18 protein-coding genes are annotated in these 15,654 nt (G+C 44.5%); 4 read left to right on the top strand and 14 right to left on the bottom strand.

What is annotated here, in order from left to right:
* Window positions 1-4: 4 nt before the first annotated feature.
* Complete coding sequence (locus tag R7D93_RS07860) at window positions 5-274, bottom strand: hypothetical protein (protein ID WP_005378190.1); 270 nt, start codon at window positions 272-274, stop codon at window positions 5-7.
* Window positions 275-462: 188 nt separating this feature from the next.
* On the opposite strand from R7D93_RS07860, the gene mnmA reads away from it, so the two are divergent.
* The 3 genes from mnmA to purB all read left to right on the top strand — a co-directional run bounded on the left by mnmA (window position 463) and on the right by purB (window position 3,739).
* Window positions 463-1,587: a tRNA 2-thiouridine(34) synthase MnmA gene (gene mnmA / locus R7D93_RS07855; RefSeq protein WP_005378192.1), complete on the top strand. Its 1,125-nt coding sequence runs from the start codon at window positions 463-465 to the stop codon at window positions 1,585-1,587.
* Window positions 1,588-1,597: 10 nt separating this feature from the next.
* Window positions 1,598-2,215 carry a high frequency lysogenization protein HflD gene (hflD, locus tag R7D93_RS07850; protein ID WP_005378194.1) on the top strand — a complete coding sequence of 206 codons (618 nt, stop codon included), beginning with the start codon at window positions 1,598-1,600 and terminating at the stop codon, window positions 2,213-2,215.
* A gap of 153 nt (window positions 2,216-2,368) precedes the next feature.
* Entirely contained in the window at window positions 2,369-3,739 is a 1,371-nt protein-coding gene (purB, locus tag R7D93_RS07845; protein WP_005378198.1) for an adenylosuccinate lyase, read from the top strand.
* 133 nt (window positions 3,740-3,872) lie between these two features.
* Here the strand turns inward: purB and R7D93_RS07840 are convergent, their stop codons facing one another.
* The 9 genes from R7D93_RS07840 to htpX form a co-directional block, all read right to left on the bottom strand.
* Window positions 3,873-4,406, bottom strand: a complete 534-nt coding sequence (locus tag R7D93_RS07840) for a DUF3833 domain-containing protein (protein ID WP_137281853.1) — start codon at window positions 4,404-4,406, stop codon at window positions 3,873-3,875.
* Window positions 4,406-4,999: a chalcone isomerase family protein gene (locus R7D93_RS07835; RefSeq protein WP_017821712.1), complete on the bottom strand. Its 594-nt coding sequence runs from the start codon at window positions 4,997-4,999 to the stop codon at window positions 4,406-4,408. The genes R7D93_RS07840 and R7D93_RS07835 overlap by 1 nt, the downstream gene beginning before the upstream one ends.
* On the bottom strand, window positions 4,959-5,471 hold the full coding sequence (locus tag R7D93_RS07830) for a DUF2878 domain-containing protein (protein WP_005378203.1): 513 nt from the start codon (window positions 5,469-5,471) through the stop codon (window positions 4,959-4,961). The genes R7D93_RS07835 and R7D93_RS07830 overlap by 41 nt, the downstream gene beginning before the upstream one ends.
* Window positions 5,472-5,477: 6 nt before the next feature.
* The gene (locus R7D93_RS07825) at window positions 5,478-6,734 is read right to left on the bottom strand and encodes an SAM-dependent methyltransferase (protein ID WP_213868367.1); all 1,257 of its coding nucleotides are present in this window, start codon (window positions 6,732-6,734) and stop codon (window positions 5,478-5,480) included.
* Entirely contained in the window at window positions 6,728-7,546 is an 819-nt protein-coding gene (locus R7D93_RS07820) for a DUF1365 domain-containing protein (protein ID WP_025766884.1), read from the bottom strand. Before R7D93_RS07820 ends, R7D93_RS07825 begins: the two co-directional genes overlap by 7 nt.
* 1 nt (window position 7,547) lies before the next feature.
* Window positions 7,548-8,858, bottom strand: coding sequence for an NAD(P)/FAD-dependent oxidoreductase (locus R7D93_RS07815; protein ID WP_130546651.1), 1,311 nt, complete (start codon window positions 8,856-8,858; stop codon window positions 7,548-7,550).
* A 12-nt stretch (window positions 8,859-8,870) separates the two neighbouring features.
* Window positions 8,871-9,596 carry an SDR family oxidoreductase gene (locus R7D93_RS07810; protein ID WP_130546650.1) on the bottom strand — a complete coding sequence of 242 codons (726 nt, stop codon included), beginning with the start codon at window positions 9,594-9,596 and terminating at the stop codon, window positions 8,871-8,873.
* A complete protein-coding gene (locus tag R7D93_RS07805) occupies window positions 9,593-10,012 on the bottom strand; it encodes a nuclear transport factor 2 family protein (RefSeq protein WP_005378211.1) in 420 nt (139 codons plus the stop codon). Before R7D93_RS07805 ends, R7D93_RS07810 begins: the two co-directional genes overlap by 4 nt.
* Before the next feature lie 210 nt (window positions 10,013-10,222).
* Entirely contained in the window at window positions 10,223-11,092 is an 870-nt protein-coding gene (htpX, locus tag R7D93_RS07800) for a protease HtpX (RefSeq protein ID WP_005388085.1), read from the bottom strand.
* Between the two features lie 509 nt (window positions 11,093-11,601).
* Between htpX and R7D93_RS07795 the strand changes: the two genes are divergently transcribed.
* On the top strand, window positions 11,602-11,769 hold the full coding sequence (locus R7D93_RS07795) for a hypothetical protein (protein ID WP_005378215.1): 168 nt from the start codon (window positions 11,602-11,604) through the stop codon (window positions 11,767-11,769).
* Between the two features lie 82 nt (window positions 11,770-11,851).
* Here the strand turns inward: R7D93_RS07795 and bioD are convergent, their stop codons facing one another.
* Genes bioD through bioB form a run of 4 tightly spaced genes read right to left on the bottom strand, consistent with a single transcriptional unit; the run spans window position 11,852 to window position 15,546 of the window.
* A complete protein-coding gene (bioD, locus tag R7D93_RS07790; protein ID WP_005378217.1) occupies window positions 11,852-12,538 on the bottom strand; it encodes a dethiobiotin synthase in 687 nt (228 codons plus the stop codon).
* Window positions 12,535-13,356, bottom strand: coding sequence for a malonyl-ACP O-methyltransferase BioC (gene bioC, locus R7D93_RS07785; protein WP_054575126.1), 822 nt, complete (start codon window positions 13,354-13,356; stop codon window positions 12,535-12,537). The genes bioD and bioC overlap by 4 nt, the downstream gene beginning before the upstream one ends.
* Window positions 13,356-14,507 carry an 8-amino-7-oxononanoate synthase gene (gene bioF, locus R7D93_RS07780; RefSeq protein ID WP_213868366.1) on the bottom strand — a complete coding sequence of 384 codons (1,152 nt, stop codon included), beginning with the start codon at window positions 14,505-14,507 and terminating at the stop codon, window positions 13,356-13,358. Before bioF ends, bioC begins: the two co-directional genes overlap by 1 nt.
* Entirely contained in the window at window positions 14,494-15,546 is a 1,053-nt protein-coding gene (bioB, locus tag R7D93_RS07775) for a biotin synthase BioB (protein WP_005378222.1), read from the bottom strand. The genes bioF and bioB overlap by 14 nt, the downstream gene beginning before the upstream one ends.
* Between the last annotated feature and the right edge of the window lie 108 nt (window positions 15,547-15,654).

Below are 15,654 nucleotides of genomic sequence, written 5' to 3'. Positions count from 1 at the left end.
TGGCTTATTCACCTTCCATAAAGCTGAGATCTGGTAGTTGCTCAAGGTGCTCGCTATAACGCTTTAGGTTGAACTCACCCTCATTCTTCATTACATCAAAAATCTCAATTGACATCGCACATGCCATCATCGCAACCGCATCTTCACGTGGTGTGCCAGTCATCATTAAACGCATAAGGGTTTCTTTTACTTTAAGCGGGTTACCATCTTCGAGCTGATTTTCAACAATTTCAATCAACTCACTTTCTTGCATAAATTGGTTTTCTTCTGTCATTTGATGTTTCCTCTTGGATTTTGGCCAACTATGCCATATATACCTCTTCTATACTTGCGAAATTACTCGTTCGAATCTTTGTTGAAGAAAAATTCAGCGAAACGAATTGTGATTTCGATCTCGGATCTGTCACCGGTCTGTGGATTCTGATAGAATCTGCATCCCGTTTATTTAAGTGGTGTTTAGTAATGTCTGATAACAGCCAAAAGAAAGTCATCGTCGGTATGTCCGGCGGCGTTGATTCATCTGTTTCCGCGTATCTTCTAAAACAGCAAGGCTACCAAGTAGAAGGCCTTTTCATGAAGAACTGGGAAGAAGATGACAACGAAGAATATTGTACAGCGGCAGAAGATCTTGCTGACGCTCAGGCAGTATGTGACAAGCTAGGCATCCACCTACACACTATCAACTTTGCTGCCGAATACTGGGATAACGTATTTGAGTACTTCCTTGCTGAATACAAAGCGGGCCGTACTCCGAACCCTGACATTCTTTGTAACAAAGAAATCAAGTTCAAAGCATTCCTAGAATTCGCTGATGAAGTACTTGATGCTGATTACATTGCAATGGGCCACTATGTGCGTCGCTCTTTCCCAGAAAACGGTGAAAAACCACAGATGCTACGTGGTCTAGATGGCAACAAAGATCAAAGCTACTTCCTGTACACATTAAGCAACGAGCAAATCGCACGTAGCCTATTCCCTGTTGGTGACCTAGAGAAGCCAGAAGTACGCCGCATTGCGGAAGAGCAAGATCTAATCACGGCGAAGAAGAAAGACTCTACTGGTATTTGTTTCATCGGTGAACGTAAGTTTACGGAATTCCTGGGTCGCTACCTTCCAGCTCAGCCTGGTAATATCGAGACTCCAGAAGGCGAAGTGATTGGTCAACACCAAGGCCTGATGTACCACACACTTGGTCAGCGTAAAGGTCTACACATTGGTGGCCGTAAAGGCGGCGGTGGTAACGAGGACCCATGGTTCGTTGGTGAGAAAGATCTAGAACGTAACGTTTTGATTGCTGTTCAAGGTAAAGACCATCCAATGTTGAAATCAGAAGGTCTACTTGCATCACAACTTCATTGGGTAGATCGTGAGCCAATTCGCGATGTTATGAAGTGCACAGTGAAAACTCGTTACCGTCAGGAAGATATTCCTTGTACAATCATCCCTATCGATGATGAAAACATTAAAGTTATCTTTGACGAGCCACAAATTGCTGTAACTCCAGGTCAATCAGCAGTGTTCTACAAAGGTGACGTGTGCCTAGGTGGCGGCATCATCGAGCAACGCATTAAATATTCTCAAGCTTAGGAGTCGTTACGTGGCGAATACACTTTATGACCGTACTATCGCTTTCGCTGGGATTTGCCAAGCTGTTGCTTTAGTTCAACAGGTAGCGAGAAACGGACATTGTGATCAAGATGCTTTTGAAACATCAATCAACGCTATTTTGAGCACGAACCCTGCTAACACAGTTGGCGTATTCGGTCGCGAAGCCGATCTAAAGCTCGGCCTAGAATGCTTGGTTAAAGGGATTGATAGCACACCATCAGGCAGTGAAATTACTCGTTACATTATTAGTTTAATGGCGTTAGAACGTAAGTTAAGCTCTCGTAACGATGCTATGTCTCAGCTTGGTGATCGTATTCAAATGGCCAAGCGTCAGTCAGAGCACTTTGAGCTACTAGACGATCAAATGATCAGCAATTTAGCGAGCATCTATCTGGATGTCGTTAGCCCTATTGGCCCACGCATTCAAGTAACGGGCACGCCATCTGTACTGCAGCAGACGGCAAGCCAACACAAAGTTCGTGCGCTGTTGTTATCTGGCATTCGTAGTGCAGTTCTTTGGCGTCAAGTTGGTGGTAAGCGTCGCCACCTAATCTTCGGGCGCAAGAAGATGGTAGAGCAAGCACAAATCCTTCTTGCTCGTCTGTAGTAAAATATCAAATAAGCAGCTCGCGTTTATCGCGAGCTCATTTTTTTCGACTAAAACAAATCTCGCGCAAACGTTTGCGCAATATTCGTGACAATTGCCACAGTTATTGGTATAAAGCTCACGAAATTTAGAAACCCAATTCAGGAGAACATCATGGAACTGTCAGCATTGACTGCTGTTTCACCAGTAGACGGCCGTTACGGAAGCAAGACAATTGCGTTACGCGAAATTTTCAGTGAATACGGTCTACTAAAGTACCGTACTATCGTTGAAATCCGCTGGCTACAAAAGCTTGCTGCTACTGCTGAAATTGCAGAAGTGCCAGCGTTTAGCGCAGAAGCAAACCAATTCCTAGACGACCTTGCTGCAAACTTCTCTGAAGAAGATGCACGCCGTATCAAAGAGATCGAGCGTACAACTAACCACGACGTAAAAGCGGTTGAGTACTTCCTAAAAGAGAAAGTAGCAGACGTTCCTGAACTGCACGCAGTAAACGAGTTCTTCCACTTCGCATGTACTTCTGAAGACATCAACAACACATCACACGCTCTAATGCTTAAAGAAGCGCGTGAGAACGTGATTCTTCCAGAAATCCGTAACCTAATCGACGCTATCAAAGCACTAGCAGTGGAATACCGCGACATTCCTCTTCTATCTCGTACACACGGTCAGCCTGCTTCTCCATCTACTATGGGTAAAGAAATGGCAAACGTGGCGTACCGTATGGAGCGTCAATTCAAGCAAATCGAAAACGTTGAGATCCTAGCGAAAATCAACGGTGCAGTAGGTAACTACAACGCACACCTTTCTGCTTACCCAGAACTAGATTGGCACAAGTTCTCTGAAGAGTTCATCACAGAGTCTCTAGGCGTAACTTGGAACCCTTACACAACTCAAATCGAACCGCACGATTACATCGCTGAGCTGTTCGACGCTATCGCTCGTTTCAACACTATCCTGATTGACTTCGACCGTGACGTTTGGGGTTACATTGCACTAGGCCACTTCAAGCAAAAAACTATTGCTGGTGAGATTGGTTCTTCAACAATGCCTCACAAAGTTAACCCAATCGACTTTGAAAACTCAGAAGGCAACCTAGGTCTTGCGAACGCTGTATTCGGCCACCTAGCACAGAAACTGCCTATCTCTCGTTGGCAACGTGACCTAACTGACTCAACGGTTCTACGTAACCTTGGTGTTGGTGTTGGCTACGCTATCATCGCTTACACTTCTACGCTTAAAGGCATCAGCAAGCTAGAAGTAAACCGTGAAGCGCTTCTTGCTGAACTAGACAAGAACTGGGAAGTACTAGCTGAGCCAGTACAAACAGTTATGCGTCGTTACGGCATCGAGAAGCCATACGAGAAGCTGAAAGAGCTAACTCGTGGTAAGCGTGTAGACGGCGAAGCAATGCGTAACTTCATCGACGGTCTTGAGCTTCCTGAGCACGAGAAAGCACGTCTGAAAGAGATGACGCCAGCGAACTATATCGGTCAAGCAATCGAGCTGACAGATAAGCTGTAATACTCCTGTAACGACCAGATACTTAAAAGGTTGACGCGAAAGCGTCAACCTTTTTTAGTTAGGAGAGTTAGGTCGGGAGAAAATAATTTTAGTTATATGGAATGGATTATTAATTGAAGATCAGCCCCATTTGTTATGGCTGCTTTTGGAAGAACAAGGTTATTGTTCCTACTTCCACACCAAACTTTTTTATTTTCGTTAGATTGAAAACGTGTCTGTCATCCTGACGATAAAGCCAATCATCAAAAGCAACCGTCACTGATGAATCCTCCATTTGTAGCTCAAAGTCATATTGCCACTGTAGCGCATTGCCCTGCTCTTCCCCTGTTGCTACACCTATAATATCGTCTGCCTTACCTTCATAACGACCGTCTTCTAATCTAGTGATAACCCAAATTCGCTGGTCCACCTCTCCGTCATCAAACACGAAGTCTTCCACCAGCGTCAGCGTATCACCCGCTACAGTACCCACTATATCGACCTCAAAGCGACGCGTTTGCTGTCCGGTATAATCTTGCACCATCCCCCACGCCTTTATGTCGCCTTCGAAATAACCGAATACGTCAAAAGTCGGTGTAGAAGAGCGGTAATTATCAATGTCTGCGGAACATGCCGAAAGAAAAACAGCTGCCACTAAAGTCGCTGCTTTAAAAATTCGTTTAAACACTATCTAACCTGCCCTATCAATTGTTTTCGGAGTTTCGGAAATTCTGTGTTGGGTGATAACCATATAGCCAAAAATGCATCGTTCATTCGTTCGTCTTCAATGATGCCAACGTTCTTTACTTGCACGTCCCCAACCTGCTTATAAAAAAGCTGACCAGATTTTCCATCTGTTAGATAAGTAAGCTCGTCACCTTTTTGAATATCAGGAAACATACGATCGAGCTCGCTGATCCAAGCTTTTCGATATGAGTCCGTAAAACCCAATTTCGCCCACTGCTCATCCGTCACATCAAGCAGCTGTTGCTTACTGATGTCTCTCTTGTAATTAATTTCCAACGCAAGGGGATGTGGCGATACGTCATCGCTTACGATAAACTTTCCATCAGGCGCTTTTAATCTTGAGTGATAAATATCGAAGATGAACCAAGTAAGTTGGGCTTCTCCAACAGTTTTCCATCCCTTCCAATTCGCAATGTTGCTTGCGGCTTCGCTGTTTCCAACAGGTTGAGCTTGCAGAGCAAAAGAGCCAGTTACTATTACCAACGCAAGCAGCCTAGTCAGTCTCTGAGTTAAGTCTCTCTTCAAGCTTTTCATTTCCGTACACCTTGAGTATCAAGAGCATCATGACGCACCATTCGACAAACAACATTGCCAGTGTAGCGCCAGTGCTGAATCCAAATTCAACGGCTTGGAGCTTATAGCCAGCAAAGTAGCTCGCTGTTCCTCCGAGTCCGCCTATTATTGATACGTAGGTTTTTGGGAAACGGTACAAAATTGACTTAAGTTGATAGGCATACCAAGAAAACAAAACCCACAAGCATAATAACCAGACTGGCAGCCATGGGGTTGGAAAGACAAAGACCGATAGTTGTTGATTGAGCGTATCAAGCACGAGCCCGCTCGTGACGATCACACCAATACTTTTGAGCGAAGATGCATCGCTTTTCAGACAGTATAGTAGGGTTGCCAAAGTAAGGAATAACGTCACCCATTGCCATTGATAGGTTCCAAGCACCGCTGCAAACCAGCAGAGTTGGAACCATGTCGAAGCAAGAAATACCTTCATAACGAACTACGGGCGTTGAAACGTCATGTGAACTGCACTGATCGTGCGAGCCAAAAAGCCACCTTCACAGTAGCTCAAATAGTAGCGCCACATACGCACAAAGCGGTCGTCGTAGCCAAATGAGCGCACTTCACCCTCTGCTCGATTAAAACGTAAGTGCCATTCGTTCAGCGTCTTGGCGTAGTCCAAACCAATATCGAACAAGTCTCGCGTCACTAAGTCACTGTACTTTGTTGTTGCTTGGGTTAGTGAGGTTACCGACGGTAAAAAACCACCCGGGAAAATGTACTTTTGGATAAAGTCGACGTTGTTACTGTAGTAATCGTAACGCTGATCGGCAATCGTAATCGCTTGAATCGCCATCAAGCCACCAGACTTCAATAAAGACTCACAGACCTTAATGTACGAAGGCAGGAATTGTTTGCCCACAGCTTCAATCATTTCAATAGAAACGAGCTTGTCATAAGTGCCGGTTAGGTTTCGGTAATCTTCTTTGAGTAGAGTGATTTTGTCTTCTAAGCCACGCTCTTTGATTTTTTGCTCCGCGTACGCGTGTTGCTCTTCAGATATCGTTGTTGTGGTGACCTGACAACCGTATTGTTCAGCCATGTAAATCGCCATAGCGCCCCACCCAGTGCCAATTTCAACAACATGATCGGTAGATTTCAGCTCAAGTTGCTGACATAGACGATCCATTTTGTTGATTTGAGCCTGCTCTAGAGAGTCGTCCGCATGATTGTAAAGCGCCGACGAGTACAGCATATTGGTGTCAAGGAACGCTTCGTATAGGTTGTTACCCAAGTCGTAATGCGCATGGATATTTTTACGTGAGTTCTCTTCAGAGTTTCTGTTTGACCAATGACTGAACTTGTACAGTATTTTAGTCAACCAACTGCCTTGCTCTTCGAGTTTATCTAGAGCACGCATGTTAAGGGCCATCAGTTTCATTAATGAGGTTAAATCGGGGCTATCCCACCACCCATCCATATAAGCCTCACCAGCAGCAATACTGCCGCCCTGCAAGATCCGTGAATAAAAGCCTGGATGTTTTACCTCTATAGTAGCGACAACAGGTTGACCACTGTACTCCCCATTTGGCGCACTAAAACGCTCGCTTCGCTCTGTCGTTTCCGTCTTAAAACTTTCAATAACTGTTAAGCAGCCGATTTCCATTTTTTGCAGACATTGAAAAATAACTCCGCGAGCCGCTTTTTGCGTTGTCGTCAATTTACGCGGCAATGTCATAGAACTAGTATTTAACATGCAGAATTCTCCTTGTGCTTTTTATTTTTTTTGTCTGTTTTTTCAGTATCGGCTTCTATTTCTTCATGCGTTGAATATTTAGGATGAGAATAAAAAGGTGCGCCTTTCACCCAAAGTTTTAATGCGTGCCAATAAATACCAACCATTACTTTTACCGTTTGTATTGGTGTAACGATCAAACACCTCAATAAGGTTTTGCTTGAAAGTGGCTTGGCTTTCATAACCATGGTGGCATCAAAGTGTTTCTCTCCTTTGTGACATTCAAGATGAATATTCAACTTGTCTGTCAAAGGTTTAATTCTCCAACGGTAGAGTTGGTCAATCGGGTTGAATGGTGAAACATGGAATGCTTTAACTTGTTCCCAACCAAACTTTTCTTCTTCTTTATCTGCTGACACCACGTAGTAATGTCGTTCATTCCAAGGAGTGTTACTCACCTCTGCGAGGAGATACTTCCATTCTCCTTCCGCGTTATAAACGTAGTAGAAATTAACGGGACTGAAATAAAGTCCTAGATAACGCAAGTGACAGACTGCGATTACCTTGCCGGTACAGCGAACACCTGTCAGTTCTTCAATTTTGCTGTGCACTGCCGACTTGACGCTACCTTCACCAATGTAATCACTGCGTTTGAAGCGAGCCCAATGCCACCAACGCGAACCAAAACCCCATACTTTTTTCTCTAAAGCATCGATCTCGTCTACATCAATGGCGGGCATAAATAAAGAGTAGTTCAACTCATGATTCACCGGCGTGAATCGACGGTGACGAACGTTGCCTATAAACAATCGGCTGTTCATTTGGCTATCCATATCACGCTGCGCCTTTTTCGAAAGGAACCACATTTTGTTCGCGGTACTTTTCTTCTAGTTCTTTCACAACATCAAGCGCGCTACGCACGCCATCTTCATGAAAACCGTTGTACCAATAAGCGCCGCAGAACCAGGTACTTTGTTTACCCTGTATCTCGTTTTTGCGCTGCTGCGCTGCAATAGACTCAGTGGTGAATACTGGATGATGATAAGTGAACGAACGCAAGACTTTATTTGAGTTAATTTGCTCAGTGCTATTCAACGTTACACAAAACGTGTGTTCTGATTGAATATGCTGAAGAATGTTCATGTTATAAGTGAGCGAAGGGAGGCGTTGCTGCTCCTCTTCACTTCCTTCCAATAGGTAGTTCCATGATGCCCATGCTGCCTTACGTTTTGGTAGTACGGCAGAATCGGTATGAAGAACAACTTCATTTGCTTGGTATGTCATATCCCCCAAGATTTCCTGCTCAATTGGGCTGATATCCTCTAGCATTCTCATTGCTTGATCACTGTGACAAGCGAAGATAACGTCATCAAACCAATGCGTTTCTCCGCGAACTTGAACGCCAACCCCTTTTTCGTTGCGAACCACTTTTTCGACAGGACTATTAAGACGAATATTCTCGGCAAAGCCTTTGGTCAATGGTGGAATGTATGAACGTGAACCACCTTTAATCACATACCATTGTGGTCGGTTAGTCACATCTAGCAGACCGTGGTTGAGGAAGAAACGTAAGAAGAACATAAGAGGGAATGCGCGCATGTCAGCTAAAGTCGACGACCAAATCGCAGCACCCATCGGTAAAATGTAGTTATCGGTAAAGAAAGCACTGAATTTGTGTTCGTCAAGGAACTCACCTAACGTCTGAGAGTGCGAGGATTGCTCGCTAGCGAAGCGCTTGGCAAGTTTATTGAAACGAAGTATCTCGAAGATAAATCGATAAAATTTGGGGTTTGCCCAGTTGCGTTTTTGAGCAAACAATGTCGACACTGTGTGGCCGTTGTACTCTAGTCCGTTCCCATCGTTTCTGACACTGAAGCTCATTTGAGTAGGCAGACCTTCAACGCCAATCTCGCTCATCATTTTAATGAAATTAGGGTACGTACGATCGTTATAGACGATGAACCCGGTGTCTATCGCGTATTCTCTACCATCAAGGATCACATCAACGGTTGCAGTATGGCCACCGATGTAATCGTTCGCTTCAAACAGCGTTACATCATGTTCTTTATGCAAGTAATAACCACAAGTAAGGCCAGAGATTCCCGTTCCCACAATCGCTATCTTCTTTCTTCCTGCTGTTTTCATTTTTATTCCTTCTTATGATACGAGTTTAGCAGTTAGGCGAGCTTGCCAACTGTATGGAAGTAACGAGATAAAACGTAAAATACTGGTAAATCTCGCTGGGAAATAGATATAGGTCTTGTTGGCGGCTAACTGATTCCTGATAGAGTTCGACGCTTGCTGAGTAGAAATGATCATTGGCATTTCGAAGTCGTTTTTGTCAGTCAACGGCGTTTCAACAAAACCAGGAAACACCGTTACCACTTTGATCCCTTTCTTTTTCAAGTCGACGGCGAGCGTGCGTGCAAAATAACTGACTGCCGCTTTGGATGCGCCGTAAGCTTCAGCACGAGGCAGTGCCACTTCTGATGCGATAGAGCCAACAATAACAATGCGGTGCCCTCTCTCTAAATGCACTTGGCAGCCTTCGACGCAGTTAGCAACACCGACAACATTTACGTTCATCACACGCGCCATGAGTTTCGCGTCGACCACTCCCTCATCCATGTACTCACAATCGCCTGCGTTAAAAACCCATGTGTTTGGCGTAAAGGGCAAATTAGAGAGCGCCTGCTGAGTTTCCTCATAATTTGTCACATCAAACTGCAATGTATGAATTTTGGAGGAAACTGCCTCCAGTTCTGCAAGAACATCTTGATTCCGACCACAAGCAATCACATTCCATTCTGAGTTCGCGTAATCTAGGGCAAGCTGTCTTCCTATTCCGGAGGTGGCGCCTGTGATCAAGATGGTGTTGTTCATTGTCCTAACCTCTGCTTGATGGTTTTAACGACTGAACCAAGTAACGGTAAATGCTCATAGAGCATCTCTCCGAGATCAAAATAGTCTCGGTGATAAATGACCTGACCTTCGCTAAATTTGAGGTGCGAAACACCATTGACGAGAATAGGCGCACCCTTCTGAAGTTTGGGATGCTGAAGGTCCATTGTCCAAGTTAGGAAGCCTGTATCTCCGACTTGTTGATGCTCATGGATTACAAAATCACAACTGATGACGTTGGCATATAATGAGGTGAAATAATCCGAAAGTGCTGGCCATCCTTCTAAACGATGCGCTGCGTCCTCAAATACTACATCTTGGTGATATATATCCTTAAGCAGATGTAAGTTCGCTTTGTTGAGCTTTTGATAGATATTGCCAACAGACTGTATGTCCATTTTTTACTCCTACACGCCCATTAAGTTGTACAAAATTATTATATGTATAAGATAGTTCATTCCACCAAAGTTGTACAAAAATAATTTTGTATAACTTTATTTCTGTAAGTAGTACGTGATGAAGTTCGCACGCGATCAATCGGCGAAAAAAAAAGGCTTGGTCAAAACCAAGCCTTTTCAGCAGATTAACAATTATTTAAGTAGGAACAATTAGTATTGCTGGCCTCGCAACGCTGCAATACGTTTATCTAGCGGAGGGTGGCTCATTAGTAGCTCAGTCAGCGACTGCTTGCCATTGATACCAAACGCCATCATGGTGCCATCCAGTTGAGATTCATGACTCACCTTCAAACGCTCTAGAGCCGCAATCATTTTTTCTTTGCCAACGAGGCGCGCAGCACCTGCGTCCGCGTGGAATTCGCGATGACGGCTATACCACATAGTCAAGAAGCTAGCTAGGAAACCAAATACCAGTTCAAGCACCATGGATACGCCAAAGTAAACCATCATGTTTGTACCTTGGCCTTCTTCATCATCGTTCGATGCCACGATATTGGCAATAAAGCGTGATAGGAAGATAACAAACGTGTTCACGACACCTTGCATCAACGTCATCGTGACCATATCACCATTTGCAATATGGCTCACTTCGTGTGCAAGTACTGCCTCTGCCTCATCACGAGTCATATTGTGTAAAAGACCGGTAGAAACTGCGACAAGAGAGTCATCTCGTTTTGCACCTGTCGCAAATGCATTGATATCTGGTGAATCATAAATAGCCACCGTTGGCATGCCAATACCCACTTGTTGAGCTTGACGACCCACAGTTTCGACTAACCAATGCTCCGTTTCGTTGCGCGGGCTTTCAATGACCATACCACCAACCGAGCGTAGCGCCATACCCTTTGACATCATCAACGAAATAAATGCGCCACCAAAACCAAATACAGCAGCCATTACAAGTAAACCTGACAGACTGCCTGGTTGCATTCCAGTTACAGCGTAAACAATATTCAGAACAACACTAAGCACTAGCACGACAGCTAGGTTAGTTGCTAGGAATAACATAATTCGCTTCATTACTTTTCTCCGAGGAAGCTTATCGTTTTTTTAAAACGGATTGTTATAAGGAACAAATGGTAATCGCTATAAAAGCCAATTCCGTTGATTTTCATGTTCCGTGCGTTATAGATATAGTCTATCCTCGATAAAAACAAGGTTAAGCAATAAATTGCAACATTTGTTTTCGGGACTGAAATATTTGATTCAAGCGATTTCAAAACATGCTTTGGTAGGAGCAGGAACCTCCGTTCATATACATTTATCAAAATGATGAAATAAGCTCTGAGCTACTCATCATCTATTGATAGATGATCTTGGTGTCAAATCTATCACCTCTTAGCAACTTAGCTAGAAATTTTTTAATAGACCAAAAACAGTACGTTAGCTCTGCTATAGACTTTGGTCTTATTGTGCGGCCACATGGACATGCTAAATTCGAATGAGATGAACAAAACAGAGCCACTCTAAGTACATTGCAAAAAGTGCATTGGGTGAGTTCAAAAACTCCATGTATTGAGGGAAAAACCATGGTAGAAACTAACGACTATCAAATGGCTATTGATTTACTACGTTGTCACCTAGGCATCTCAGAGGACGAGGCAAAGCAACAACTTGGTATTTCAACCGATCATCATATGTCTCAGCGTGTTGCAGAAACACAACAAGCATTGATGGGGCTCAGCCAAGATAAGTAATCTGACTTTTTAGGTTACACCAACAAGAAAGGGCTGCATTGCGCAGCCCTTTGGTTTTTTTAGTCTTTTATCCTAAACACCATTAGTCAGTGTTTAGCAACGGCTCTACATTAATGTACTTGCCTAGCTCTTTGCGTTTAGCACTTGGAATATATGGAATTTCCCCAAGCTTAGGTGCATCGATACGTGCTTCTAGCATCTCGATAATGTCAGCGTAGTGCTCTGTGCCTGGGTTGACGCGGTTTGCCACCCAGCCAACAAGATTCAAACCATCCGCTTTAATACTCTCCGCTGTGAGTAAAGCGTGGCTCAAACAGCCTAATTTAATGCCAACCACCAGTACAACAGGTAACTGCTCTTCTTTTACCCATGTAGATAAACAGTCCGTATCGGATACTGGCACACGCCAACCTCCAGCACCTTCAACGAGAACAACATCGGCTTGCTGCTTATGTTGAGCCAGTTTTTGACTCAGAACATCGTAACTTATTTCGACATGTTCATGCTTCGCTGCAATGTGGGGAGAAGCAGGCAACTCTAAAGCGTATGGGTTCACATCATCATAGGCCACATCGAGTGTTGCGGCGTCTTGTAAGTGTAAAGCATCAGAGTTACGCCATCCCGCTTCAGTCTTGTCACTCCCTGCTGCCACTGGCTTATAACCAATAGTGTTTAGTCCTTTTGCTGCGATCGCTTGCAAAATGGCTTTAGACGCTACCGTCTTTCCAACATCAGTATCCGTACCAGCAATAAAAAAAGCATCAATCATAGATGTATTACTCCAAAACAAACCTGATAACTTGCAGGTAGAAGACCTTGATCGTTTTTAAACGCTTGGTACGCATGCTCAACTTTTAACAAAGTCTCGCGACTAGTTAAACCGTGTGAGCGCCCGCTTACGTGATTTGCACCTATACCTTTGAGGTCACGCATAACTGAAAATGCAGAGTCGTACCAAACTGTGATGGTGGTCAAGTCTAGTTGATGGCTGTCACATCGAGATTGCGCTAACGCAATTTTTACCTGATTGAGCGTTAGAAAGTTATTGACGTGTTGATATGCATCAATTTTTTCCCATGATGCACGCAGCTCATACAGTGATCCATCAACCAGTGTAGAGAACCACGCTTTCCCACCATTTTTTAGCACGCGGCGCACTTCTTTTAGTGGGTAACTTAAATCTGTACACCATTGCAGCGCTAAACTTGAAAACACGTAATCGAAGCTATCATCATCAAATGGTAAGTTTTCAGCATCAGCAACTTGGTAATGCATTCGTACTGCACCACAACGCTGCTCTGCTTTATCTAACATGGCTTGAGAGATATCGCCGCAGACTACTTCCGCACCGCGTTGTTGAAGTAGTTGGGAGAAATAACCCGTGCCACAACCTAAATCCAATACACGTTTTCCCGTCAAGTTTTCAGGAAGTTTATCAAGCAGCTGATACCCGACATCACGTTGAAAAGCCGCATGTTTATCGTATGTTTCTGCTGCTTTACCAAACGAAGAGGCAATCGCGTCTTTATCTTGATGGAAACTCTCTAACGCGAGCGTTTGCGCTAATGCGGTAGTTGCATTATCCATTACAGCGCTCCTAATGCTTGCTTCAATGCGATTGAAAGCGTTTTAACTTGTTCATTAGTGTGATTGGCAGTGAGTGTGATTCGAAGACGAGACGTTCCTTTAGGCACCGTCGGAGGGCGAATAGCAGTCACCCAAATACCGTTTTGGCGACAAGCACCTGCTACTCGCAAAGCCAATTCAGATTCACCAATCAAAAAGGGCTTAATCGAAGTTTGAGTCTCAACAAACCCCTCAAGGTCGCTAAGGCTATCTCGATACACTTCACTAAGCTCAGAGAGCTTTTCACGTCGCCAAGACTGCTCTTGAACCATCGAGACTGCATGAGTCAACGCATACGCTTGTGCTGGCGGTATCGCCGTGGAATACACATGGTGACGAGCAAACTGAGTTAAAAAGTCCCCCGTTGCGTGGTCACATAAAATAGCCGCGCCAGACATACCAAACGCTTTACCGAAGGTAATGACCAATAACTCAGGCTTAACCGTTGCCAACTCGCAAGAACCACCACCGGATTGACCGAGAACACCAATTCCATGAGCGTCATCGACAGCAAACCAAGCATCATGACTGCGGGTGGCTTCAGCTATATCGCTGAGCGGCGCACAATCACCGTCCATGCTGAATACCCCTTCAGTCACAACTAGATGGTTGTCTTCGCTATTCAACAGCGATTTTAGGTGCTCGATGTCGTTATGTTTAAAGCGCTTCATTTTAGCTGGTGACAACGCCCCCGCTTCCATCAATGAAGCATGATTCAAACGGTCTTGGATCAATACGTCTGACTTTTCTAACAAGGTGAACAACAAGGCTTGATTAGCACTGAATCCAGAACCAAACAGAATTGCTCTGTCGTAACCCAGCCATTCGGTCAGTGCGGCTTCTAAATTGCAGTGCGCGGCACTAAAGCCAGTCACCATCGGTGATGCTCCACTGCCACTGCCATATACGCTTAAACCTTGCTGCCAAGCACGAACAAGCGCTTGGTCATTGGCCAATCCCAAATAGTCATTACTTGAGAAATTAATGTGGCGTCTACCTTCGTGTTCCAAAACGGACTGGTTACCGGCAAACACCACATTCATAGAACGATTCAACCCTTGCGTTTTACGCTCAGCAAGGGCCGACTCGATACGAGATTTAAACGCTGGCATCGTAGAAAAGGTCGTCTTTTGTTGGACGAGCAGCAACACGCTCTACGACGCGATCGAGTAACTCGTTTTCTTCGATTTCATCAGGTTTTTGAGACACCTCTTGGCTGTTAATGCCAAGCTTATTGAACAACATCATGTCTTTGTCTTCTGAAGGGTTTGGCGTTGTCAGAAGCTTGCAGCCGTAGAAGACGGAGTTTGCACCCGCCATAAAGCACAGCGCTTGCATTTGTTCGTTCATGTTTTCACGACCAGCGGATAAACGAACGGCTGATTGAGGCATCATGATTCGTGCAATCGCAATCAGGCGAATGAAATCGAATGGCTCAACATCATCCACTTCTTCCAGTGGTGTGCCCTTCACCTTCACGAGCATGTTGATTGGAACGCTTTCAGGGTGTACCGGCAAGTTAGCCAGTTCAACCAACAAACCAGCTCGGTCGTTTGCACTTTCACCCATGCCGATGATGCCACCGGAACAGATCTTCATGCCAGCATCACGCACGTGAGACAAAGTATCTAAACGGTCTTGGTAAGTCCGTGTGGTAATGATGTTGCCGTAGAACTCAGGTGAGGTATCTAGGTTGTGGTTGTAGTAATCCAGACCTGCGGTTGCCAATTGCTTTGCTTGATCTGGTGTCAACATACCTAATGTCATACACGTTTCTAAACCCATGCCCTTCACACCTTTGATCATGTCGGTCAAATGCGGCATGTCACGCTCTTTCGGGTTTTTCCATGCGGCGCCCATACAGAATCGAGTAGAACCAGCATTTTTGGCTTTTTGCGCAGCATCGAGTACGCGTTCTACTTCCATCAGACGCTCTTTTTCGATGTCTGTGGTGTAACGAGCACTCTGAGGACAGTATTTACAATCTTCTGGACAAGCACCTGTCTTAATCGACAGAAGCGTGCTTACTTGAACATGGTTGGTTTGTTGATATTGACGATGTACAAGCTGCGCTTCGAATAGGAGATCCATGAATGGTTTTTCCATGAGATCGCGCACTTCAGCATGCGTCCAGTTATGACGAACTTCCACGTGTATTCCTTTAGTCACTTTTGTTGTTGTGTTGACAGTCTACTGAGTCTCGATAAACTGTCAACACAACACAAAAGAACAAAGTTCACATCTGTTTATTTTTTAATC

This window comes from Vibrio sp. YT-15, assembly GCF_033337445.1.
Lineage (GTDB): Bacteria > Pseudomonadota > Gammaproteobacteria > Enterobacterales > Vibrionaceae > Vibrio > Vibrio alginolyticus.
This window is presented reverse-complemented; position numbering and strand designations above follow the sequence as displayed.